Raw genomic sequence first — 23,856 nt, forward strand, 5'->3', positions numbered from 1 at the left:
GTACTCGCGGAACAAAGCTGGACCGGCGAAAGCTCGCCTCAGAAATCCTGGGCTTCGCGCTTTTTCTCGATCGCATCCCACAACAGGCTTGCGACATCCGCACCGCCGAATTTCCGCACTTCGCGAATGCCGGTCGGCGAGGTGACGTTGATTTCCGTCATATAGTCGCCAATCACATCGATGCCGACGAAAAGGAAACCACGTTCCCGCAAGGCAGGGCCGATGCGGCGGCAGATTTCCTTCTCGCGCGCCGTCAGTTCCGTCGGTTCCGGCCGGCCGCCGGCATGCATGTTGGAGCGGGCGTCGTTTTCCGCCGGCACGCGGTTGATTGCGCCAACCGGCTCGCCATCCACCAGGAGGATGCGCTTGTCGCCCTTGCGGACGTCAGGCAGATATTGCTGGGCGATATAAGGCTCGCGGAACATCTGGCCGAACATCTCCAGCAGAGAGGAGAAATTGCGGTCGTCGCGCGCGGAATGGAAGACGCCTGCGCCACCATTGCCATAAAGCGGCTTGAGGATGATATCGCCCATTTCATTGCGGAAGCGGGCGATTTCCTCCACATCCTTGGTGATCAGCGTCTTCGGCATCAGATCGGCGAATTCGGTGACGAAAATCTTTTCCGGCGAATTGCGCACCCAGGCGGGATCGTTGACCACCAGCGTTTTCGGATGAATGCGTTCCAGCAGATGGGTCGAGGTGATGTAAGCCATGTCGAATGGCGGGTCCTGACGCAGATGGATGACATCCATGGTCGACAGATCGACGCGTTCCGGTTCGGACAGCGAGAAATGGTCGCCCTTGATGTCGCGCAGTTCCATCTGCTCGACGGTGGCGTAAATCTTGCCATCGCGCATGGAAAGGCGCTCGGGTGTATAATGGAACAGCCGGTATCCGCGTGCCTGCGCCTCAAGGCTCATGGCGAAGGTGGAGTCACCGGCGATATTGATGCCGGAGACATGATCCATCTGGATCGCGACGTTCTTGATCTTCGCCATGCGCATGTTCCTCTTGCAGCATGCAGACGCTTTGTCGGCCCGCGGTGCCCATTGCCTCGCCTTTTCAAGCTTCCCTGCAGGACCGGTAGAAACCCGGAAATGCTTCAGAAAACCCTGAAGATGTAGGGCAGCGACCATTCAAAGGCAACTGCTGCAAGCGGTGGTTTGTGTGAGTTTTATTGAACCTTCACAATTCCGTCGGCGAAGCCCATGCAGGCACCCGCCGACTGGAATGTTTTATGGGTTCAGGCCGCCAGCTTATAGGAACGGCCGGCAAACAGCTTGTTCTTGACACGATAGGCAAAAGCCAGCGCCTTGGGGAACGGGCGGCGCATGAAGGCAACCTTGCGGACATAATCATCCACTCGCCAGGTGGCCCATGTTCCCGCAGGGAAATAGGCGACATCGCCGACCCGCAGGATACTGATGGAACCGTCTTCCGCGGTCACATGCACTTCGCCTTCGAGAATATAGACGGTTTCATCCCAGCCGAAGAACCAGCGGAACTCACCCGCCGTGCAATCCCACATGGCGGTGCTGGAGGCACGGTCGCCGCTTCTGGAATGATCCGCCGCGCGCGCCTGGGGGTTGCCGGAAATGATCCATTCCGGATTGATGGGGGCCGGCTGAAGCCGCAGATCGGTGCAGGATGCGCTGACGACAGCCTCGTCTTTTGACCGGCGCAAATAGGCCGGCAATATCGGCACCGTGCGGATCGCCATGGTTGCCGCGGCAGCGAACATCATTTTGAAGGACATATTAGAAAACCCCCGTGAAATATTGGAGGTCTTCTATCATCGGGATCGTAACGAAGCGGTTTTGACAATCGGCGCAATTTTAGTCATCGCGCCGATTTCCGCGAAGCACTCAGGCCGTCGCCATTTGCGCGGGCTGCGCCACGAGCTGCTCCGCTTTGCCGGCAATGCGCTTGCCGGTTTCGCTGGAGAAGAAATGCAGTTTTTCCGGCGCGATCGTGACGGAGGGCGCAGACGGAACCTCGACATCCGGCGGGAAAGCAACTGTCAGGCTCTGGTCGCCGATCATGCCGTGGATAAGGCGCTGCGACCCCAGTTCTTCGATGTAATCGACCCGAAGCGGGAAGCCCTGCTCACCGGCCGCAGCGAGGCGGAAATCTTCCGCCCGCATGCCCACCGTTACGGGGCCGGAGACAGGCGCGAAACCGTTGAGCGCAAAGAGCGACGGACCAATGGCGAGGCTATCGCCATGCAACTCGGCGTTCAGCAAATTCATGGCGGGAGAGCCGATGAAACTCGCAACGAAGGTCGAAGCAGGGGTGTGATAGACATCGAGCGGTGCGCCGATCTGTTCGATACGGCCGCCATTCAACACCACAAGACGATCGGCGAGCGTCATGGCCTCCAGCTGATCGTGGGTGACGTAGATCGAGGTGGTGCCGAGGCGCTTTTGCAGGCGCTTGATCTCGCCGCGCATAGAAACGCGCAGCTTGGCATCGAGATTGGACAGGGGCTCGTCGAACAGGAAGGCCGCCGGTTTACGCACGATGGCGCGACCCATGGCGACACGTTGCCGCTGGCCGCCGGAAAGGGCGCGCGGCTTACGGTCCAGATAGGGTTCGAGCTGCAGCATACGCGCGGCTTCGGCCACACGCGCATCGATCTCCGTCTTTGGCGTCTTGCGGTTCTTCAACCCGTATTCCAGATTCTGGCGCACCGACATATGCGGATAAAGCGCATAGTTCTGAAACACCATGGCGATATCCCGGTCAGCCGGATCGGCCTGATTGACCACCCGGTCACCGATCTTCACTGTGCCTTCGGAAATATCCTCAAGCCCTGCGACCATGCGCAGAAGCGTGGATTTGCCGCAGCCGGAGGGCCCGACCAGAACGATGAACTCACCATCCCTGATGTCGATATCGACGTGGTGCACGGCGCGCACACCGCCGTGATAATCCTTGCAGACCTGACTGATTTCTATCGCGGCCATTTCGGTCTCCTTATTTATCGCTTTCGGTCAGGCCCTTGATGAACCAGCGCTGGAAAATGACGACGATCAGCACCGGCGGCAGCATGGCCAGCACGGCGAGCGCGAAAGCTTCGTTGTAGTCGGGAATTTGCGAACCGACCCAGACCTGCAGGATCGACTTGATACCGCGCATCAGGGTGAAGAAGCCCTCATCCGTCGTCATCAGCATGGGCCAGAGATACTGGTTCCAGCCATAAACGAACATGATGATGAAGATCGCCGCCATCATGGTGCGGGACAGCGGGATGAGAACATCGATGAAGAATTTCACCGGCCCTGCGCCGTCAATGCGGGCAGCCTCCAGCAACTCCTCCGGCACGGATTTGAAGAACTGCCGGAAATAGAAGGTGCCCGTCGCCGAAGCGAGAAGCGGCACGATGAGGCCAGTATAGGAGTTCAAAAGGCCGAGTTTGCTCATCACCTCGTAGGAGGGCATGATGCGCACTTCGAGCGGCAGAAGCAGCGTGGTGAAAATGATCCAGAAGGCGAGCGTTGCGAACCGGAAGCGGAAATAGACGATCGCATAGGCCGCCGTCATCGACAGGACGATCTTGCCGACGGCAAAACCGATGCCGAGGATCAGCGAATTCAGCACCATGTTGAGACCCGTGATCTGCCCGGTGAAGCCGCCCTTCTGGGTCAGGACCTTTTCATAAGTCTCGATGAAATTATCGCCGGGAACCATCGTCAGACCGCTGCGGTGGATTTCCGCAGCGGTGTGGGTGGAGGTCATGAAGGCCACGATGACCGGCAAGATCAGGAACAGCGCACCGATGATCAGCACCAGATGATCGAGGGGTTTTGTCTTGTACATGGTCTTTTCCCTCAATTGTAATGGATGCGCTTTTCGATGAAGCGGAACTGGATGATGGTGAGAACGAAGACGACCAGCATCAGGATGACGGACTGGGCCGAGGAGCCACCGATGTCATTGCCGCGGAAACCGTCCAGAAACACCTTGTAGACCAGCGTGATCGGGTTGTTGGCGGCCTTGTCCTTCACCATCACGTCGATGACGCCGAATGTGTCGAAGAGCGCATAGGTGATGTTGATGATGAGCAGGAAGAAGGCCGTGGGCGCCAGAAGCGGCATGATCACCGTCCAGAACCGGCGAAAGCCCGAGCGGCAGTCGATGGCGGCGGCTTCCCGCACGGAGACCGGAACGCCCTGAAGACCGGAGAGGAAGAAGATGAAGTTGTAAGGGATCTGCTTCCAGACCGCGACGACGATCATGGCGAAGGCCGTATCGAAATAATTGAGGCCGACCTTCATGTCCCAGCCGAGGAATGCGGCCATTTTGACGAAGGGGCCGATATGCTGGTCGAAAAACATCATGCCGATGAGACCGGCGACCGGCGGCGCGATGGCATAGACGGAAATCAGCAGCGTCTTGTATGTCGAGCTGCCGCGAATGACCGCATCCGCCTTGACGGCGAGCAGCAGGCCGAGCGCCAGCGAAAAGAAGGTGACCAGCACGGTGAAGACAACCGTGAATTTGGCGATGCTGAGATATTCGGCGCTGAAGATCGCATCCGAATAATTGGCAAGTCCGACGAAGGAAGCGCCGAAACCGAACGGGTCTTCGATATAGAAGGACGAATGTATGGCCTGAACCGATGGCCAGTAGAAGAAGATGAAAATCACCGCAAGCTGCGGCGCCAGAAACAGGTAGGGTACGTAGGACGAGGAGAACTGCACGCGCTTCATGCCGGCGTCGGCAGGTTTGGCTGGCTTTCCAGCCTTTGCGGACCAGCCGGACAAAAACCGGCGCGGTTGAGACGATGTATAGGCCACGCTTGCGCTTCCTTATCCGAGAGCGAGCCTCCCTTCCGTGGGAAAGGAGGCTCGGCAATGGTCATTGGTTTCGAAACAGGCGATCAGCCGGCCGTCTTGGCGAAACGGGCGAGCAGGTCGTTGCCTTCCTTCTCGATGATCTCGAAAGCAGCCTTCGGCGTAACTTCGCCGGAGAAGATGCGGTTATATTCGCGTTCCATGACGGCGCGGATCTGCGGGTAGAAGCCGAGGCGGTAGCCCTTGGACCATTCGCCGCCCGGCAGCGAGAGCTGCTGGATACCGACTTCCGCCACCGGCTTTTCCTTGTAGAAGCCTTCAGCCTTGGCCTTTTCGTAAGCGGCCTTGGTGATGGCGACGTAACCGGTTGCCTTGTGGTAGAAGACCTGGATTTCCGGCGAGGTCAGGAACTGGAAGAAGTCGGCCACGCACTTGTTTTCGGCTTCAGACTTGCCCGACATTGCAAAGAGCGCAGCGCCGCCGATGAAGGAGTTGGTGCCGGCACCCTTGATGGAGCCCCAGTAGGGAAGGAAGGTTGCCGAGAACGGCATGGTCGCCGTCTTCTGCAGGCCGCCGAAGGAGCCCGAAGAACCGATCCAGAACGCGACCTTTCCTTCTTCGAAGGGCTTCTGGTTGTCGTTCCAGCCGGCGCCGTAATAGGCGAACAGGCCCTTGTCCTTCCAGTCCTTCAGCTTGTCGAACATCATGATGAGGTTCGGATCGGTGACCTTGAGCTTGGTGTCGGTGACGCTGTCATAGCCGTTATTGTTGGTGGCGAACTGGATGTTGTTGCGGGAGAAGAAGTTCTCCGTGAACTGCCAGGTGAGCTGCGACTGAACGAGCGGAATGTAGCCGGCTTCCTTCAGCTTCGGCGCAACCTGCTCGAACTCTTCCCAGGTCTTCGGGGCTTCGACGCCGGCCTTTTTCAGGGCTTCGTCGTTGACGTACATGATGGGAGCGGAGGAGTTGAACGGCATGCCGACGAACTTGCCGTCAGCGGCAGCGTAGAAATAACGCACGCCGTTGATGAAAGCGTCGCGGTCGAACTTGTAACCGGCCTTGTTGATGAGATCTTCGGCGGGAATGACAGCGCCCTTGGCGTTGATGATGGTCGCGGCGCCAGCATCGAAAACCTGGAGGATGTTCGGCTGTTCGCCAGAGCGGAAAGCAGCGATGCCGCTGGCCAGGGCTTCTTCGTAAGAGCCCTTGGAAACCGGCGTCAGAGCGCATTCTTTCTGGGCTTCGTTGAACTTCTGGGCGACTTCGTTGATGACTTCGCCATTGCGGCCGCCCATGCCGTGCCACCAGGTGATGTTGGTCGCAGCCATGGAAGACGTCGCCGAAATGCTGACGGCCACTGCGGCCATGGAAATCTTCTTCAACATTACTAAATCCTCTCCACCATTTATTGGGATGAGGATGCGAATAGAGACGTTCCATGACGCCTCTTTGACAGTTCCATGTCAGATTTATTACAGCGACTGACGAAAATCTCAGTCGGTCATGCGCTTTATGGGCCGAGCCGGATTTCCCACCACCGTCACGCCCGGCGGCACATTGCGCGTCACCACCGAACCGGCGCCGACAATCGCTCCGTCACCGATGGTAATGCCAGCCAGAAGGATCGCTCCGCCGCCGATCCAGACATCACGGCCGATCGTGACGGGCTTTGCGATTTCAATGCCTTGCGCACGCGGCACCGGGTCCAGATGGTGTTCCGCACAATAGATCTGCACCGCAGGCCCGAGCATCGCGCCATCGCCTATCGTAACTTTCGCGGAATCGAGAATGGTGCAGCCGGCATTGAGATAAACATTTTTGCCCAGTGTGATGTTGAAACCGTAAGCGCAATGAAACGGCGCTTCGATAAATACCCCGTCACCAACAGAAGCGAACAGAGACCGTAGCAAGGAGGCCATTGCCCCGCGCTCATCCGGCGGCATCGTATTGTGCTGGTGGACGGCCCCTCGTGCCCGCCAGCGCAATATATCCAGCTCGGCATCCATGCAGCTGTACCATTCGCCCGCAGCCATTTTTTCCCGCTCGGTGGACATTGTTTCCCTCCCCTCAAAAGGCGTCGATAAAATGCTGCGGCAGGCGTCGCGGCAGGACCGCGACAATATCGAAACGCAGTGAAAACCGCGCGGCATCCTTGCGACGGGCGAGCCAGAGATCGGCCGCCGCCCGAATGCGTTGCTGCGAATGGAAACCGACGGCATCCACGGCACCTTCGCCGGACGTTCGCGCCTTGACCTCGACGATGGCGACGAGGTCCTTCTTGCGGGCGATGAGATCGATTTCCCCCAGCCGGGTGCGATAACGAATGGCGAGGATGCGATATCCCTTCAGCAGCAGATAAAGTGCCGCCCAATATTCCGCGGCATGGCCGCGTCGCTCGGCCTTGCGCCTTTTATTGCTTCGCCCGTCAGCGGCCATCCGTTTCCTTCATATCCAGCAGCCTTTGATAAAGCTCCTTGCGCGGCAGGCCCGTCAGCTTCGCTGCTTCGCCTGCCGCCTTGGCGGCGGGCATGGTGGCAACGAGATCCTTCAGCAGCTTCTCGACATCCTCGATATCGGGAATCTCGTCATAGGAGGGCGGCTCCACCAGAAGCACGATCTCACCCTTCACCACACGGTCGCCACCGTAATAATCCGCAAGCTCGCCCAGCGTGCCGCGTCGGAACTCCTCGAAGGTCTTGGTCAGCTCGCGGCAGACCACGGCGCGGCGGTCGCGGCCGAGCACTTCGGACGCGACCTTGACGGAAGCGCCGATGCGATGCGGCGATTCAAAGAAGATCAAAGTGGCCGGGATTTTCGCGAGTTCGGCAAAACGATCGCGCTTGCCGCGATCCTTCACCGGCAGGAAGCCGGCAAACAGGAAAGCGTCGCTCGGCATTCCCGAACCCACGAGGGCAGCAAGCGGCGCAGATGCCCCCGGCACCGGCACGACACGATGCCCGGCTTCGAGCACGAGCTGGCCGAGGCGGTAACCGGGATCGGAAACGAGCGGCGTTCCAGCATCCGAGACCAGCGCCACGGATTTTCCCGCCTCAAGCGCCGCAATGAGCTTCGGCCCCGCTTCGTTTGCATTGTGCTCATGATAAGAGAGCGGGCGGGTGCGGATGCCGTAACGTTCGAGCAGGATGCGGGTGACGCGGGTATCCTCGCAGGCGAGAACATCGGCCGAGGCCAGCGTTTCCAGCGCGCGGATGGTGATATCGCCAAGATTGCCGATGGGCGTGGCCACGAGATAAAGCGCCGGCTCCAGCGGCCGCGCCGGAATCGTGGCCGTGCCGATCCTGAAGCTCTTTGTCGCATCTCTGGTGTCGCTGTTCGATATTTCTTCCGTCACACGGCTTCCAATCATTCTGGCCGACTATTCGCGGCCGCTGGTTTCCTCTCTTTATGGGCAATAGAAAACCGGCGAACAAGGTCCACGGACGCCCCCAGCCTGTGGATCATGCTGTATAGCAGCAAAATGACCCGCGGCAGATGCACTCGGCTCTTGCATTTCCTGCAATAACTCTGCCATTTTGCCCGTCCACATTATCCGGCTTTCTGGCCGGTGAAGACTCTTCTTGCCGATCCGGCGGTGGCCGGTTCGCAACGGTTGAAAGCGGTAGCGTCCATGCGTATTACTCTTGAGCGGTCGAACCTTCTGAAATCGCTGAACCACGTGCACCGGGTCGTCGAGCGTCGCAACACGATCCCGATCCTGTCCAACGTCCTCCTGCGTGCCTCCGGCGCCAATCTGGACATGAAGGCGACCGACCTCGATCTCGAAATCACCGAAGCGACGCCGGCCATGGTGGAGCAGGCAGGCGCCACCACCGTGCCGGCGCATCTGCTTTATGAAATCGTGCGCAAGCTGCCGGACGGTTCCGAGGTGCTTCTGGCGACCAATCCGGACGGCTCCTCGATGACGGTTGCCTCCGGCCGTTCGAAATTCTCGCTGCAATGCCTTCCGGAAACGGATTTCCCTGATCTGACCGCCGGCACCTTCAGCCACACCTTCAAACTGAAGGCGACCGACCTGAAGATGCTGATCGACCGGACGCAATTTGCGATCTCGACCGAAGAAACGCGTTATTACCTGAACGGCATCTTCTTCCATACCATCGAAAGCAATGGCGACCTGAAGCTGCGCGCCGTCGCGACCGATGGCCACCGCCTGGCGCGCGCCGATGTGGATGCGCCTTCCGGTTCCGAAGGCATGCCGGGCATCATCATTCCGCGCAAGACCGTCGGCGAACTGCAGAAGCTGATGGACAACCCTGAGCTGGAAGTCACCGTCGAAGTCTCGGATGCAAAAATCCGCCTGACCATCGGTTCGGTCGTTCTGACCTCGAAGCTGATCGACGGTACCTTCCCGGATTATCAGCGCGTGATCCCGACCGGCAACGACAAGGAAATGCGGGTCGATTGCCAGACCTTCGCGCAGGCTGTCGACCGCGTCTCGACCATTTCTTCCGAGCGCGGCCGCGCCGTGAAGCTCGCGCTCACCAACGGCCAGCTAACGCTGACCGTCAACAACCCGGATTCGGGAAGTGCTACGGAAGAAGTGGCTGTCGGTTACGACAATGATTCGATGGAAATCGGCTTCAACGCCAAATACCTCCTCGACATCACCTCGCAGCTTTCCGGCGACGACGCGATTTTCCTGCTGGCCGACGCCGGTTCGCCGACGCTCGTTCGCGACACCGCCGGCGACGATGCGCTTTATGTTCTGATGCCGATGCGCGTTTGAAACGGGAATTTTCCGCAAATTTCATCAAAAAAGCCGGTGGAACACTTCACCGGCTTTTTTGATTCGGCGAAGGCGCATTTCAAACCGTAAGCGAATTTTTCCAGTTACGACATTTTGCCTTGTTTTTGCGCCAAATGGGATCAACATTGCGTAACAGTTTTTTGACAATGACCAAAAGCATCTGAGGGAACTATGGCACTTAACCTGAAGCAACGGCTTGAACAGAAATTTGAAGAAGAAATCCGCTTTTTCAAGGGTATGGTCAGCCAGCCGAAAAAAGTCGGGGCCATTGTGCCGACATCGTCCATCACGGCGAAAAAAATGGCGAGTGTCATCAATCCCCATTCCGGCCTGCCGGTTCTCGAACTCGGCCCGGGCACGGGTGTCATCACCAAGGCCATTCTGGCGCGCGGCATCAAGCCGGAGAACCTGACCGCTATCGAATATTCGACCGATTTCTACAATCAGCTGCTCAGGAGCTATCCGGGCGTCAATTTCGTCAATGGCGATGCCTTCGATCTCGATGCGACGCTTGGCGAACACAAGGGCCAGATGTTCGACAGCGTCGTTTCCGCCGTGCCGATGCTGAATTTCCCCATGGCCGCCCGTATCAAGCTTCTCGACGAATTGCTGAAGCGCGTGCCCCATGGCCGCCCCGTCGTGCAGATATCCTACGGTCCGATTTCCCCCATCGTCGCGCAGCCGCATCTCTACCACATCCGCCATTTCGATTTCATCGTGCGCAATATTCCGCCGGCGCAATTGTGGACCTATACGCGGGCCTGATATTCGACAGAGTGCCGGAACCCGTCATTTCCCGGTCGTGACGAATGGTTAGGGTGTTGATTTGCCCTTTCCATCGCCCTTGAGGACCGATTGCCATGCATGCGCTCTACATCACCCACCCCCAGGTCAAGATCGATCCGGTTGTTCCCGTTCCCGAATGGGGGCTTTCGGACAGGGGTGCCGAGCGGACGCGCGAGGCGAGCCGCCTGCCCTGGGCACGGTCATTGTGCCGCATCGTTTCCAGCGCCGAGACCAAGGCGATCGAAACCGCCCGCATCCTGGCTGAAACCTCCGGGGCGGAAATGGACATCGTCGAGGGGATGCATGAAAACGACCGGTCCGCCACCGGCTTCCTGCCGCCGCCGGAATTCGAAAAGGCGGCGGACTGGTTCTTCGCCCACCCCGAGGAAAGTTTTCACGGCTGGGAGCGTGCAATCGACGCTCAGACAAGGATCGTCGGGGCGGTCAAGGCCATTCTTGACCGGCACGACCCGCAGCAGCCGATTGCCTTTGTCGGCCATGGTGGTGTAGGTACGCTTCTGAAATGCCATATCGAAGGCCGCGGCATCAGCCGCAGCAAGGACCAGCCGCCCGGCGGCGGCAATCTCTTTCGCTTCCCCATCGCCGACTTTTCACTTGCAGCCGCGTCCCCCACATGCGACTGGACGGCAATGGAAACATGGCAGGGATAAGACAATGACCGCGCGCGAAAAACTTATCGTCGGGCTGGATGTTCCGACTGTGCAGCAGGCCGAAGACATCGTGTCGAAAATCGGCGACGAGGTTCTGTTCTACAAGATCGGTTATCAGCTGGTCTTTGCCGGCGGTCTCGAATTCGCGCGCGACCTTGTCCAGAGCGGCAAGAAGGTCTTTCTCGACATGAAGCTGCTCGATATCGACAACACCGTCGCCTCCGGTGTCGAAAACATCGCCCGCATGGGCATGTCGATGCTGACGCTGCATGCCTACCCCAAAGCGATGCGCGCTGCCGTCAAGGCCGCCGAAGGCTCCGGTCTCTGCCTGCTGGGCGTCACCGTGCTGACCTCGATGGACGACGTCGATCTCGCCGAGGCGGGTTATGCCTCTGACGCCCGTTCGCTGGTGCTGCGCCGGGCGGAGCAGGCACGCGAGGCGGGCATGGGCGGCATCGTCTGTTCGGCGGAAGAAGCGACCGCCGTGCGCGAAATCCTCGGTCCGGACCTTGCCGTCGTCACCCCCGGCATTCGCCCGGCCGGCGCGGATCTCGGCGATCAGAAGCGGGTGATGACACCCTATGACGCCATCAAGGCCGGGTCGAGCCATCTGGTCGTCGCCCGCCCGATCGTCAGGGCGGAAGACCCGAAAGCGGCGGCCCGCGCCATTCTTGACGACATGCTGCGCGCCAGCTTTCCGGCCAATCAGTAACGACAATCGGAGGAGATGAAATGGCAAAGGGATATTGGATCGCCCGCGTCGATGTGCGCGATAGTGAGCGTTACAAGGACTATGTCACGACGGCAAAGCCCGCTTTCGAGCGGTTCGGCGCCAATTTCCTGGCCCGTGGCGGCGCGCTGACCGAGCTGGAGGGCAAGGCGCGTGCACGCAACGTCGTCATCGAGTTCCCCTCGGTGCAGCACGCCATCGACTGCTATAATTCTCCCGAATATCAGGCCGCGGCCAAAATCCGCCAGGAAGTCGCGGATGCGGAGATGATGATCGTCGAAGGAATTTGACGACCGTCAACCGCATTTCCCAAACCGGCTTTTAGCCTCGCGACAACATCTCTTCACGCGCGCGCGGCTTTGGGCTAAGAGACTGAAAAACGCTTTATCGACAGCTTCTGAGGAGCCTCCCATGACCTTGGCCAACCTTCCACCCCTCGTCACCGTTTTCGGCGGTTCGGGTTTTGTCGGGCGGCATGTCGTGCGGATACTTGCGAAGCGCGGTTATCGCATCCGCGTCGCCGTGCGCCGCCCGGATCTCGCCGGTTTCCTGCAGCCGCTCGGCAATGTCGGCCAGATTTCCTTCGCCCAGGCGAACCTGCGTTATCGCGATTCCATCGTCAAAGCCGTGGAAGACGCCGACCATGTGGTCAATTGCGTCGGCATCCTGACCGAAAGCGGTCGCAACACCTTTGACGCCATACAGGAATTCGGCGCGAAAGCCATTGCCGAGGCGGCCCGCGACGCGGGTGCGACGCTGACGCATATCTCCGCCATCGGCGCCGATGCCAGTTCGCCGACCGGTTATGGCCGCACCAAGGGCCGCGCCGAGGCCGCCATTCATTCCATTCTGCCTGGCGCCGTGATCCTGCGTCCGTCGATCATTTTTGGACCGGAAGACGATTTCTTCAACAAGTTCGCAAAGATGGCCCGCGGCATGCCGTTCCTGCCGCTGATCGGTGGCGGGAAAACCAGGTTCCAGCCGGTCTATGTCGAGGATGTCGCGGAAGCCGTCGCCCTTGGCGTCGATGGCAAGCTGAAGCCCGGCGCGATCTATGAACTCGGCGGTCAGGATGTCATGACGTTCCGTGACTGTCTCGAGGCGGTTCTTGCCGCAACCTATCGGGAGCGTCCCTTCGTCAACCTGCCCTTCGGCGTCGCGTCGATGATTGGCAAGATCGCTTCAATGGTGCCGCTGATTGCGCCGCCGCTGACGCCCGATCAGGTGACCATGCTGAAAAAGGACAATGTCGTTTCCACTGACGCCGAAAAGAACGGCCTGACGCTGGAAGGCATCGGCATCACTCCCGTTCGCGTCGCGTCCATTCTGCCTTCCTACATGGTGCAATACCGCCCGCACGGCCAGTTCTCCAATGCCGGAAAAGCGGCCTGACGCCCACCTTCAGCTTCATCGATCATAAACGAAAGCGGGAGCCATTCCCGCTTTTTGTTTTTGCGCAATTCAATTGCAACCAAACCGCTATTCGTGCATTTTCCCCTCAACTGCAGGGGAGGTATTGAGTGAACCAGGGCTGTTTTGCAAAGCCGGGTAAAAGTTAACGGCGGTCCGGCCTCCACAGGCAAGCGTGGCACAAGCGCAACTGTGGAAAAGACTTCGTATTAACCCGGTATTCAACAAGCTGCTTTATTGATATTCGCCACATTCCAAACATATCCCGACCACTCAATTCACACACGGCGGCATGATCCGCGCGAACGAACGTCTGAAAGGCAATCATAAAATGGGCAGATCTATCGCACTCTTTTTTGCGTGTGCGGCTTTGGTGGTTCTGGCGGGTTCTTTCATGGCGCCGGGAACGGTTGCAGCGGGTAAGAGCGGTTGCGCTCCCGCCTATGGCGTCGACCCCTGCGCAACGGCTTCGATCAGCACCAACTGATTGGCCTTTAAAAGTTTCAAAGAAAAAGCGCCGCCGGTTCTACGGGGGCGCTTTTTCTTTTTCTGCTCGTTCGTCGCGAACGGAGATTATTCCCGCCCCTGGTTCAACCCAGAACCAGAAGTGCGATCAGTCCCAGCGAACCGATGGCGATGCGCCACCAGGCGAAGGGTGCAAAGCCCCGCCGCGATACGAAATCCAGCAGGGAGCGAACGACGAAGAGGCCCGAGACGAAAGCGGCGATGAAACCCACGGCGATCAGCGCGCCGTCATCGAAGCTCAGCGCATCGCGGTTCTTGTAAAGATCGAGCGTGAAAGCGCCGAGCATGGTCGGCATCGCCAGGAAGAACGAAAATTCGGCGGCGGAGCGCTTGTCCGTTCCCATCAGCAACGACCCGACGATTGTGGCGCCGGACCGCGACGTGCCGGGAATCATCGCAAGGCACTGGAAGAGGCCGATCTTGAAGGCAAGCGACGGCGGATAGTCCATGATGTCGGTATATTTCGGTTTCAGCGGCATGCGGTCGACGCCGAGCAGAATGACGCCGCCGATGATCAGCACCACGCAGATGAGCATCGGCGTTTCAAACAGCACGGTCTTGATGAAGTCATGCGCCAAAGCACCGATTATCGCCGCCGGCAGGAAAGCGAGAGCAACGGCCAGCACGAAGCGGCGCGCTTTCGCGCTTGTCGGCAGAGCGAGTGCAATCGACACAAGCTTTTGAAAATAAACAAGAAGGATCGCAAGGATCGCACCAAGCTGAATAAGAACGGCAAAGGTGTTGCCGGGTGATTTGAAGCCGAGGAAATGCCCGGCCAGCAGCACGTGCGCCGTTGAGGAGACGGGAATGAACTCCGTCAGACCCTCGATAATACCCAGCAGAAGCGCGCTGATGATCGATTGGTCACCCATGAGGTATCCTTCTTTTCAGGGGGAAAGTGGCAATGGAAGGCAATTGCGTTAAACTTGTTTTAAAGTAGCCAAGCTCTTATAGCGTCTTGATGAAGCGAAACTGAAAAAGTTTTTCGGCAAATGCCGATCATGACAACCAATCGTAAAAATTGAGTACCGATGCCAACTCTCTATCACTCTCCGATGTCGACCGCATCCCGGTTCGTTCGTCTGATCCTCGCGGAATACGGGTTCCAGACCGATCTCGTGGAAGAGCAGCCGTGGGAAAGACGGCGGGAGTTTCTGGCGCTCAATCCTGCTGGTACCCTGCCGGTCTATCTGGACGACAATATGCGCTCGCTGAGCGGGCCCTATGTGCTTGCGGAATTTCTTGACGAAACGCACGGGGTTCTGAAGCGCGACCGTCGGCTTCTTGCAGAAGACCCGTTTCAGCGCGCAGAAATCCGCCGCCTGACGGAATGGTTTCTGCAGAAGATGGAAAACGACGTGACCCGGCCGCTGGTGCGGGAACGGGTCTATAAATTGCAGATGACGGCAGCGCAGGGTGGCGGACCGCCGGATTCCAAGCTGCTGCGCACCGCCCGCAACAATATTCGCCAGCACATCAAATATCTGGAATGGCTGGCCGGTTCACGCACCTGGCTGGCCGGCGACCGGTTGAGCTATGCCGATCTTGCCGCTGCTGCCGCGGTCTCGGTGCTGGATTATCTCGGTGAGATCAACTGGCTCGAAGCGCCGATTGCCAAGGAATGGTATCAGCGGGTGAAATCCCGGCCTTCCTTCCGGCCGTTCCTCAGCGAGCGCATTCCGCGCCTTGCCCCTTCCTCCCACTACGCCGATCTGGACTTCTGAGGTCTGGCCTCCCGGTTATTTGCTGTGGCCTGCGGCTGTATCTAAAGCATGTCGTTGTCCCGAAACCGCTGCACACTTTCGGGCGACATGCATTATATATGCCGCAGAATAACCCGCAGGAGAAACGACCATCAACGTCGCGAGCGAAAAGCAGCGAATACGCGCGCGTAAACTGACGGACTTCGTTCGTCAGGAAGCGCTTTCGCTTGGCTTCGATCTCTGCCGCATCACTGCCCCAGACAGCATTCCGCTCGCACCGGAACGGCTGAGACAGTTTCTCGACAATGGCTATCACGGCACGATGGCGTGGATGGAGGAAACCGAGGCCCGCCGGGCAGAGCCGAAAACGCTCTGGGGAGACGTGCGCTCCATCGTCATGTTCGGGCTGAACTACGGTCCGGAAGAAGATCCGCGCGGCCTGCTTTCCAAACCCGACAAGGCGGCCATTTCGGTCTATGCCCGCAATCGCGATTATCACGACGTCATCAAGGGGCGGCTGAAGGAAATCGCCACCCGTTTTGCCGCGCGCGCCGGTGAGGATGTGAAAGTCTTTGTCGATACCGCACCGGTAATGGAAAAACCGCTTGCCGCCGCCGCCGGTCTCGGCTGGCAGGGCAAGCACACCAACCTCGTCAGCCGCACCCATGGTTCGTGGCTGTTTCTCGGCAGCATGTTCACGACGGCCGAACTCTGTCTTGACGAGGCTGAGAGGGACCATTGCGGCTCCTGCCGCGCCTGTCTCGATGCCTGTCCGACGGCCGCCTTCCCCGCGCCCTATCAACTGGATGCGCGCCGCTGCATTTCCTATCTCACCATCGAACACAAGGGGCCGATCCCGCACGAATTCCGGCCGATGATCGGCAATCGCATCTATGGCTGCGACGACTGCCTTGCCGCCTGTCCATGGAACAAATTCGCGGCCAGCGCCTCCGAGATGAAATTGCAGGCGCGCGAGGATCTGAAGGAACCCTCCATCGCCTTCCTGCTCACGCTCGATGACGCCGCCTTTCGCGGTTTCTTCAGCGGCTCGCCGGTGAAGCGCATCGGCCGCAATCGCTTCATCCGCAATGTGCTGATCGCGGCGGGCAACTCCGCGGACCGGCAATTCGTGGAACGATGCAAGGCGCTTGCCGAAACCGACCCTTCGCCCGAAGTACGCGGCATGGCCGCATGGGCTTTGTCACGGCTTATGGACAGGGACGAATTCCGTACATACTCTGCCGGTCGCGCACCGGAGCCTGATCCGGAGGCGGAAATGGAATGGCAACTGGCAGAGGCGTGACGCATGCATGTGATGATTTTCGGCGCGGGATATTCGGGGAAAGCCATCGCTAACGCGCTGAGAACCGAAGCAGCAAGCGTTTCCGGCACCACACGCAGCCAGGACAAGTTCCCAAACCTCGCCGCCGCAGGCATGACGCCGTTGCTTTTCGACGGCGTTCAGCTCAATGACGCGCTCGTCGCCGCAATGGGCAATATCACGCATCTCGTACAGTCCGTCGCGCCGGGCAAGGATGGCGATCCGCTGCTTGCGCTTCTGGGCGGCGATCTGAAAAAGCTCATGCCCAACCTGAAATGGGTCGCTTATCTTTCCACCGTCGGCGTTTATGGTGACCATGGCGGCGCCTGGGTGGACGAGACAACGCCCTGCCGCCCGGTCTCCGCGCGATCCGTGGAACGAGTGGCTGCGGAAACCGCCTGGACTGCGGCAGCGGAAAAGGTGGCTGTGCCGCTTTCCATCCTGCGCCTTTCCGGAATTTACGGCCCCGGACGCAATGCCTTCATGAATTTCGAAAAGGGAACGGCACGGCGGCTGGTCAAGAAAGATCAGGTGTTCAATCGCATCCGGGTCGAGGATATCGGTGCCGCACTCGCCTTTCTGGCACGGAAAAACGAACGCGGCATCTTCAACGTGACCGACAACGAACCCTGCCCGCCGCAGGATGTGGTGAGTTTCGCAGCATCGCTGATAGGGGTGGAACCGCCACCCGAGCAGGCCTTCGAGACCGCCGATCTGACGCCGATGGCGCGCTCTTTTTATGGCGAGAACAAGCGCGTTTCCAATGCCAGAATACGCGATCTGGGCTTCGATTTCCGCTTTCCGGAGTACAGGTTCTCCCTCAGACAATTGTGGGAAAACGGCCTCTGGCGAGGCTGAAAAATCCCACCCTGAAAAGCGATGAAAAATCCTTCCAATCCCACTTTTGCGGATGGTTTTCGTCTTATTTCAGCCAATTAGGATTTTATTAACCATCCAAAAATCACTAAAATCGTAGTCATTAGAAAAATATTTCACTCACATTTCGTGAACTGGATTCACGAAGCCGTGACCTGCAACAGCATTTCCGTTATCCATTGATTCTGCGTTATTTTTTCCAGCTTTTCGACGGGATGCCCTGCCGACAGCTTTCCGGCTAACGATCACGAATATTACAGACTGTAACAGTTCGTGATTTGAGGTCAGCTTTTTTTCGCCATTTTTCCCTCGCCCTACAATCTCGCATCAAAAGGCGTTCAGGCCAGTTCATGGCCGTTTAGCAAGGGCACAATCAATCGGCGCGGGGCCGATTTTCAGGGAAGCACAGTTTGTTGAATATCCGTCGTATAACTTTCACCGCTGCAACTATCGCCGCCTGTTCCATCATTGCGCCTCTTCAGGCGAATGCGGCAAATGGTTGTGGAGGCGCATCGTGGTATGCGTTGACCTCCAAGACTGCTTCGGGCGAGCGCATGAACGCCGCCAACCTGACCGCCGCCCACCGCTCGCTGCGGTTCGGCACCAAGGTCAAGGTGACCAATGCGCGCAATGGCAAGGCCGTTGTGGTGCGCATCAATGACCGTGGGCCGTTCATCAAGGGCCGCGTTCTCGATCTTTCCAAGGCAGCCGCCAAGAACATCGGCATGATCAACTCCGGCACTGCCAAGGTCTGCTACGAGGTCGTCAAGGCCGATTGAGCCTTGCCCTCGCCGCCATTCGCGTCTACCAACCGGGCTTAGCACAAGAACGAGGTAGACAATGCGTTTAGGCGGGCGTTTGGCCGGAGCAATCGAAGTATTGGCGGATATTGAGGGACGCAGGCGTCCCGTCGCCGATGCTCTGAAAGATTGGGGCCTTGCCCATCGTTTCGCCGGTTCCGGCGACAGGGCTGCAATCGGCAACATCGTCTATGACGCGCTGCGCATGAAACTGTCGCACGCCTGGCTGATGGATGACGACAGCGCTGCCTCGCTTGGTTATGCCGTGTTGCTGCGCCAATGGGGCAAGAGCTTTTCGGACCTTTCGGCGGAATTCGACGGCGACAAATTCGCCCCGGCCGCACCGGATGAACAAAGGCAGCAGGCCTTTCTGTCCCGCTCCCTCAGCGATGCACCGGTCCATATTCAGGGCGACATACCCGAATGGGTGCAATCCTCCTTCGAAACCGCCTTTGGAGAGCGCTGGCTCGCCGAGGCGCAGGCGCTGAATGAGCGGCCCACGCTTGATCTGCGCGCCAACACATTGAAAGCAACGCGCGACAAGGTGCTGAAGGCTCTGGAAGAAAGCGGCGCGGAAGCCACGCATATCGCCCGGCAGGGCGTGCGCATCCCCGCTGGCGAAGGTCCTTCCCGCCTGCCGAACGTCACTGCCGAACTGTCCTTCCAGAAGGGCTGGTTCGAAGTACAGGACGAAGGCTCCCAGATCGTTGCCGATCTTGCCGGCGCGCATGAAGGCGAACAGATCCTCGATTATTGCGCCGGCGGCGGCGGCAAGACGCTGGCCATGGCGGCCAGCATGAACAATAAGGGCCAGGTCCACGCCTTCGACGCCGACCGCAAGCGCCTTGCGCCGATCATCGAACGGCTGAAGCGGGCTGGCACGCGCAATGTGCAGGTGCACGACCGCGCCTCCGGCCTGACGCCGTTCCAGGAGAAATTCGATCGCGTTCTGGTGGACGCGCCCTGCACCGGCACCGGGACATGGCGTCGCCGGCCCGACACCAAATGGCGGCTGACGGCCCGCAATCTGGAAGAGCGCGTGCAGCAGCAGGGCGAGGCGCTTTCGCAGGCCAAGGGCTTCGTACGCCCGGGCGGAGAGCTGCTTTATGTCACCTGTTCGGTTCTGCCCGAAGAAAACGAACAGCAGGTAAGGCGTTTCTGCGCGGAAAATCCGGAATTTTCCATCGGCTCCGCACTGGAACGCTGGCAGACGACTTTCGGCGGCAACGCGAATAAACCGCATTCTTCCGACGGCAAGACGGTGACGCTGACGCCTGCAACCACAGATACGGATGGCTTCTTCTTCTGCTTGATGAAACGCAAAGCATAACACCGTCTTTGCAAGCACTGATTTTACTTGGAAAACAACACCAGGTCTTGTTTCAAAGCATTCTAAACTAGAATGTTTGACACAAGTTTGTGATTGGGTCAGAACTCGCTTGCCGCGGCGCGAAGTCATTTCACGCCTGCCGAAGGAGAGGGATCATGATCCGCAAAACCATTCTCAGCGCTTCTTTTGCGCTTCTTGCCGCATCTGCGGCTTTCACCGCGCTTCCCGCCCGGGCCGCCACCGACGCGGCCGCCGTCGTCAAGCATTATGCCGATGTCGCGCATGCGAAATATGAGGATTCGCTGACCACGGCGAAGGCGCTGGACAAGGCCATCGATGCGCTGATCGCAACGCCGAGCGAAGAAACCCTGAAGGCCGCCCGGGAAGCATGGATCAAGGCCCGCGTTCCCTATCAGCAGTCGGAAGTCTATCGTTTCGGCAACCCGATCGTCGACGACTGGGAAGGCAAGGTGAATGCCTGGCCGCTGGATGAAGGCCTGATCGACTATGTCGACGGTTCTTATGGCACGGAAAGCGACGAGAACGAGCTTTACGTTGCCAACATCATCGCCAATCCGAAGATCAAGATCAGCGGTGAAGAGGTCGACGCCTCCAAGATCACCCCCGAGCTGATCGAAAGTCTGCACGAGGCGGGCGATGTCGAAGCCAATGTGACGACCGGTTACCACGCCATCGAATTCCTGCTCTGGGGTCAGGATCTGAACGGCACCGGACCGGGCGCAGGCAACCGCCCCTACACCGATTACGACAAGGCGAAATGCACGAACGGCAATTGCGACCGCCGCGCCGATTACCTGAAATCCGCCTCGACCCTGCTGGTCAAGGATCTTCAGGAGATGGTGGATGCCTGGGCGCCGGAAGGCGAAGCCACGAAAACGGTGGAAGCCGATCCGAAAGCGGGCCTGACCGCCATTCTCACTGGCATGGGTTCGCTCTCCTATGGCGAGCTGGCGGGTGAGCGCATGAAGCTCGGCCTTCTGCTGCACGATCCGGAAGAGGAGCATGATTGCTTCTCCGACAACACCTACAATTCGCATCTTTACGACGCGATCGGTATCGCCTCGGCCTATACCGGCGACTATACCCGCGCAGACGGAACGAAGATGACGGGCTCCTCGCTGTCGGAACTGGTCGGCGCCAAGGACAAGGCGCTGAACGACGAGATGCTGGCGAAGCTGAACAAGACGCTCGACGCCATGCATGCGATGGAAAAGCGCGCGCAGACCGTCGAGGCCTATGACCAGATGATCGGCGAAGGCAACAAGGAAGGCAACGCCGTGGTTCAGACGGCCATCGACGGCCTTCTCGACCAGACAAAGACTGTCGAACGCGTCATCGCGGCGCTCGATCTCGGCAAGATCGAGCTTGAAGGCTCCGACAGCCTCGACAATCCGAACGCCGTCTTCAAATAAGCGGTAAAACGGGCCGCAGATCGCTGCGGCCCGTTACTTTTCACCCGCCCTTATTGTCATGCAATTTTTGCTGCCGCCGATCCGCAAGCCATTCTTCTTCGCCGGGGCAGCCTGCCTTGTGGCGTCGATGGCGCTTGCCGAACCGCTTCGGGACGACCTGACGGAAAAAGATCGAAGCCGTGTGCTGGCCGTCACCGCGCCAACGGCGGATTTTACCGGGCCGGAACCTTTCGAAGCCATGGCCGGCGGAGCGACGACCAGCACCAGCAAGGCCGACAGCGGCGCGTTCTCGCATCCTTCCGCCACCATGCCGCTCGAACGGAAGCAGGATTTCAAGCTCGGCAATGCGCTGTTCCAGAAGCTCTGGGTCTCCTCTCCGTCCTCCACACAGGCCTCGGACGGGCTCGGGCCGCTGTTTAACGCTCGATCCTGCCAGACCTGCCATGTGAAGGATGGCAGGGGTCGACCGCCTCTTGCCGGAGAAGACGCCGTCTCACTGTTTCTGCGGCTGGCGCGACCGGCCCGCAATAAAGCCGAACGACAGGCCATTGCCAGCCACCAGGTCCTGAATTTTCCCGATGAGACCTATGGCCGGCAGCTTCAGAACCTGGCCATTCCCGGCCTCGCCGCCGAAGGCAAACCGGTCATCACCTATACGGAAGAGCCGGTTCAGCTGGCGGATGGCGAGGTGGTGATGCTGCGCAAGCCTGACTATGCCGTGGCGAACCTGCAATATGGTCCGCTCGGTGCCGACACGACGCTTTCGGCGCGCATCGCCATGCCCACCCTCGGTCTTGGCCTGATCGAGGCCATTGCCGAGGCCGATATTCTGGCCAAGGCCGACCCGGACGACAACAATGGCGACGGCATTGCCGGGCGTCCCGCATGGGTCAAAGACCATCGCACCGGCGAGGTGAAACTCGGGCGGTTTGGCTGGAAAGCGCAGAATGCGAGCGTGCGAGACCAGAGCGCCAGCGCCTTCTCCCACGATATCGGCATTTCCACGCCGGATGCGCCGAATGCCTATGGCGACTGCACGGACGTCCAGAAGGACTGTCTCGCCATGCCGACCGGCGTGCAGCTGAGGCTCGGGCCGGTGGAAGCGCCCGATCCGGTTCTCGATCTCGTGACCTTCTACACCGAAAATCTCTCCGTGCCGCGGCGCCGCAATGTCGATGATCCGACGATCCTGCAGGGAAAGCAGCTTTTCTACGCCTCCGGCTGTACGGGCTGCCACACCCCGAAATTCGTCACACGCCGCGACGCTGCCGACCCCATGCATTCTTTTCAGCTGATCTGGCCCTATTCCGATTTTCTGCTGCATGACATGGGCGAGGGACTTGCCGATGGCCAGCAGGTGGGCGAAGCCAGCGGACGGCAGTGGCGAACCCAGCCGCTCTGGGCCATAGGCCTGACGCAAAAGGTCAATGGCAACGGTTTTTACCTGCATGACGGGCGGGCGCGCAGCCTGACGGAAGCGATATTGTGGCACGGTGGCGAAGGGCAAAAAGCGCGCGACGCCTTTGCCGCCTTGCAAAAATCCGACCGGCAGGCTTTGCTGGCCTTTCTGGAGTCCCTTTGATGAAAAATGCCATGCGAAAAATTTCGGGCGTCATGTCCGTGCTGCTGCTTCTGACCACGCCGCCGGCGAGGGCGCAGGATGTGGAACTGATGCCGCCGCCGCCGCTCGACCCGGTTGAGGTGCTAGGCGTGATGGAAAAGGCGGTGAACGGCTTCATCCGTCCCGGCTATGACCGCTTCCGGCAGTCGGCGGAGACGCTGGAAGGCCGCATGAAAGCTTTCTGCACCGCCCCCTCCGAAACGACCGCAGCGGCGGCCAAGACTGCCTTTGTCGATACGGTGTCAAGCTGGTCGACCATCGAGATCGTGCGTGTCGGCCCTGTCATCGAGAAGAACCGTTTCGAACGTGTGCTTTATTATCCCGACAAGAAGGGTCTCGGGCTGAAACAGGTGCAGCGTTATCTTACCGAAAAGGACGAGAGCGTCACGAGTGCGGATGGCCTGAGCGGCAAGAGCGTTGCGGCGCAGGGGCTCGGCGCTCTTGAGTTCGTGCTTTACGGAACCGGAGCGGAAGAACTGCTCGACAGGAAGGGTGATTTCCGCTGCCGTTACGGTGCGGCCATCGCCGGCAACATCGCCAATGTGGCGGCGGAACTTTCCGACAGCTGGAATGCACCTGACGGCGCGCAGAAAAACTGGACGCAGCCCGGAGCGGACAACCCCGTCTTTCGTGACGAGCGCGAGGCGCTGGTCGCCCTGCTCGGCATTCTCGTCCATGGCTCCGAAGCCATTCGTGACCAGCGGATCGAAACCTTCTACAAGGGACCGGATAAGGCAAGATTTCCCCGCACCGCCATTTATTGGCGCTCCGGCCTGACATGGCAGAGCATTTCCACCAATATCAAGGCGGTTCAGGCCCTGCTGCACACGGCGGATATGGTCGAACTCGTACCGCCCGATCAACGCTCCATCGTCAACTCCATCGATTTCATCGCCAAATCGATGATCCGCGTTGCCAGGACCATCGATACGGATGTGCAAAAGGCGCTGGATCAGGACGATCAGCGCGCCAAGGTGGATTATCTGCTGCTCAATGGCAAAGACCTGATCTACCGCTTGAACGATCAATATGGCGGCGCCATCGGCCTCAGCTCCGGCTTTTCCTTCGCCGATGGGGACTGAGCCG

The 23,856-nt window shown here is 59.3% G+C and carries 23 protein-coding genes and 2 pseudogenes; 14 read left to right on the forward strand and 11 right to left on the reverse strand.

What is annotated here, in order from left to right:
* Positions 1-38: 38 nt before the first annotated feature.
* The 10 genes and pseudogenes from gshB to rsmI all read right to left on the reverse strand — a co-directional run bounded on the left by gshB (position 39) and on the right by rsmI (position 8,163).
* The gene (gene gshB, locus ACQZ5N_RS12665; RefSeq protein WP_003503823.1) at positions 39-998 is read right to left on the reverse strand and encodes a glutathione synthase; all 960 of its coding nucleotides are present in this window, start codon (positions 996-998) and stop codon (positions 39-41) included.
* Between the two features lie 245 nt (positions 999-1,243).
* On the reverse strand, positions 1,244-1,756 hold the full coding sequence (locus ACQZ5N_RS12670) for a cupin domain-containing protein (RefSeq protein ID WP_174055919.1): 513 nt from the start codon (positions 1,754-1,756) through the stop codon (positions 1,244-1,246).
* A 109-nt stretch (positions 1,757-1,865) separates the two neighbouring features.
* Positions 1,866-2,966, reverse strand: a complete 1,101-nt coding sequence (locus ACQZ5N_RS12675) for a sn-glycerol-3-phosphate import ATP-binding protein UgpC (protein ID WP_448733074.1) — start codon at positions 2,964-2,966, stop codon at positions 1,866-1,868.
* Positions 2,967-2,976: 10 nt separating this feature from the next.
* Positions 2,977-3,819 (reverse strand): sn-glycerol-3-phosphate ABC transporter permease UgpE, encoded by an 843-nt coding sequence (gene ugpE / locus ACQZ5N_RS12680; RefSeq protein ID WP_003520108.1) that lies wholly within the window; start codon positions 3,817-3,819, stop codon positions 2,977-2,979.
* Between the two features lie 11 nt (positions 3,820-3,830).
* On the reverse strand, positions 3,831-4,799 hold the full coding sequence (locus ACQZ5N_RS12685) for an ABC transporter permease subunit (protein WP_448733075.1): 969 nt from the start codon (positions 4,797-4,799) through the stop codon (positions 3,831-3,833).
* A gap of 83 nt (positions 4,800-4,882) precedes the next feature.
* Complete coding sequence (locus ACQZ5N_RS12690) at positions 4,883-6,181, reverse strand: extracellular solute-binding protein (protein ID WP_137452457.1); 1,299 nt, start codon at positions 6,179-6,181, stop codon at positions 4,883-4,885.
* Positions 6,182-6,301: 120 nt separating this feature from the next.
* A pseudogene (locus ACQZ5N_RS12695) lies at positions 6,302-6,466 on the reverse strand (DapH/DapD/GlmU-related protein); the annotation flags it as partial.
* Positions 6,467-6,688: 222 nt separating this feature from the next.
* A pseudogene (locus ACQZ5N_RS12700) lies at positions 6,689-6,946 on the reverse strand (maltose acetyltransferase domain-containing protein); the annotation flags it as partial.
* The gene (locus ACQZ5N_RS12705) at positions 6,864-7,232 is read right to left on the reverse strand and encodes a YraN family protein (RefSeq protein ID WP_080852768.1); all 369 of its coding nucleotides are present in this window, start codon (positions 7,230-7,232) and stop codon (positions 6,864-6,866) included. The pseudogene ACQZ5N_RS12700 and the gene ACQZ5N_RS12705, both read right to left, overlap by 83 nt.
* The gene (gene rsmI / locus ACQZ5N_RS12710) at positions 7,222-8,163 is read right to left on the reverse strand and encodes a 16S rRNA (cytidine(1402)-2'-O)-methyltransferase (protein WP_448733076.1); all 942 of its coding nucleotides are present in this window, start codon (positions 8,161-8,163) and stop codon (positions 7,222-7,224) included. The genes ACQZ5N_RS12705 and rsmI overlap by 11 nt, the downstream gene beginning before the upstream one ends.
* A gap of 261 nt (positions 8,164-8,424) precedes the next feature.
* On the opposite strand from rsmI, the gene dnaN reads away from it, so the two are divergent.
* The 6 genes from dnaN (at position 8,425) to ACQZ5N_RS12740 (ending at position 13,143) form a co-directional block, all read left to right on the forward strand.
* On the forward strand, positions 8,425-9,543 hold the full coding sequence (gene dnaN, locus ACQZ5N_RS12715; RefSeq protein ID WP_031233744.1) for a DNA polymerase III subunit beta: 1,119 nt from the start codon (positions 8,425-8,427) through the stop codon (positions 9,541-9,543).
* Positions 9,544-9,735: 192 nt separating this feature from the next.
* Positions 9,736-10,329 (forward strand): phospholipid N-methyltransferase PmtA, encoded by a 594-nt coding sequence (gene pmtA, locus ACQZ5N_RS12720; RefSeq protein WP_003520115.1) that lies wholly within the window; start codon positions 9,736-9,738, stop codon positions 10,327-10,329.
* Positions 10,330-10,424: 95 nt separating this feature from the next.
* A complete protein-coding gene (locus tag ACQZ5N_RS12725) occupies positions 10,425-11,021 on the forward strand; it encodes a histidine phosphatase family protein (protein ID WP_448733077.1) in 597 nt (198 codons plus the stop codon).
* Positions 11,022-11,025: 4 nt separating this feature from the next.
* A complete protein-coding gene (pyrF, locus tag ACQZ5N_RS12730) occupies positions 11,026-11,733 on the forward strand; it encodes an orotidine-5'-phosphate decarboxylase (RefSeq protein ID WP_196378115.1) in 708 nt (235 codons plus the stop codon).
* A gap of 20 nt (positions 11,734-11,753) precedes the next feature.
* A complete protein-coding gene (locus ACQZ5N_RS12735; protein ID WP_003520118.1) occupies positions 11,754-12,041 on the forward strand; it encodes a DUF1330 domain-containing protein in 288 nt (95 codons plus the stop codon).
* A gap of 121 nt (positions 12,042-12,162) precedes the next feature.
* Positions 12,163-13,143, forward strand: a complete 981-nt coding sequence (locus tag ACQZ5N_RS12740) for a complex I NDUFA9 subunit family protein (RefSeq protein WP_448733078.1) — start codon at positions 12,163-12,165, stop codon at positions 13,141-13,143.
* A gap of 608 nt (positions 13,144-13,751) precedes the next feature.
* Here the strand turns inward: ACQZ5N_RS12740 and ACQZ5N_RS12745 are convergent.
* A complete protein-coding gene (locus tag ACQZ5N_RS12745; RefSeq protein WP_080852772.1) occupies positions 13,752-14,558 on the reverse strand; it encodes an undecaprenyl-diphosphate phosphatase in 807 nt (268 codons plus the stop codon).
* Between the two features lie 159 nt (positions 14,559-14,717).
* Between ACQZ5N_RS12745 and ACQZ5N_RS12750 the strand changes: the two genes are divergently transcribed.
* The 8 genes from ACQZ5N_RS12750 to ACQZ5N_RS12785 all read left to right on the forward strand — a co-directional run bounded on the left by ACQZ5N_RS12750 (position 14,718) and on the right by ACQZ5N_RS12785 (position 23,852).
* Positions 14,718-15,410, forward strand: a complete 693-nt coding sequence (locus ACQZ5N_RS12750) for a glutathione S-transferase family protein (protein ID WP_003520121.1) — start codon at positions 14,718-14,720, stop codon at positions 15,408-15,410.
* Between the two features lie 130 nt (positions 15,411-15,540).
* The gene (gene queG / locus ACQZ5N_RS12755; protein ID WP_448733195.1) at positions 15,541-16,692 is read left to right on the forward strand and encodes a tRNA epoxyqueuosine(34) reductase QueG; all 1,152 of its coding nucleotides are present in this window, start codon (positions 15,541-15,543) and stop codon (positions 16,690-16,692) included.
* 3 nt (positions 16,693-16,695) lie between these two features.
* Positions 16,696-17,568 (forward strand): SDR family oxidoreductase, encoded by an 873-nt coding sequence (locus ACQZ5N_RS12760; RefSeq protein ID WP_448733079.1) that lies wholly within the window; start codon positions 16,696-16,698, stop codon positions 17,566-17,568.
* 428 nt (positions 17,569-17,996) lie between these two features.
* Positions 17,997-18,365, forward strand: coding sequence for a septal ring lytic transglycosylase RlpA family protein (locus tag ACQZ5N_RS12765; RefSeq protein ID WP_059759243.1), 369 nt, complete (start codon positions 17,997-17,999; stop codon positions 18,363-18,365).
* Positions 18,366-18,426: 61 nt separating this feature from the next.
* Positions 18,427-19,716, forward strand: coding sequence for an RsmB/NOP family class I SAM-dependent RNA methyltransferase (locus tag ACQZ5N_RS12770; protein WP_448733080.1), 1,290 nt, complete (start codon positions 18,427-18,429; stop codon positions 19,714-19,716).
* A gap of 155 nt (positions 19,717-19,871) precedes the next feature.
* Complete coding sequence (locus ACQZ5N_RS12775; RefSeq protein ID WP_448733081.1) at positions 19,872-21,149, forward strand: imelysin family protein; 1,278 nt, start codon at positions 19,872-19,874, stop codon at positions 21,147-21,149.
* 58 nt (positions 21,150-21,207) lie between these two features.
* The gene (locus ACQZ5N_RS12780) at positions 21,208-22,731 is read left to right on the forward strand and encodes a di-heme oxidoreductase family protein (protein ID WP_448733082.1); all 1,524 of its coding nucleotides are present in this window, start codon (positions 21,208-21,210) and stop codon (positions 22,729-22,731) included.
* Positions 22,731-23,852 carry an imelysin family protein gene (locus ACQZ5N_RS12785; protein ID WP_448733083.1) on the forward strand — a complete coding sequence of 374 codons (1,122 nt, stop codon included), beginning with the start codon at positions 22,731-22,733 and terminating at the stop codon, positions 23,850-23,852. The genes ACQZ5N_RS12780 and ACQZ5N_RS12785 overlap by 1 nt, the downstream gene beginning before the upstream one ends.
* Positions 23,853-23,856 lie beyond the last annotated feature (4 nt).

Source organism: Agrobacterium sp. 22-221-1, assembly GCF_053522445.1.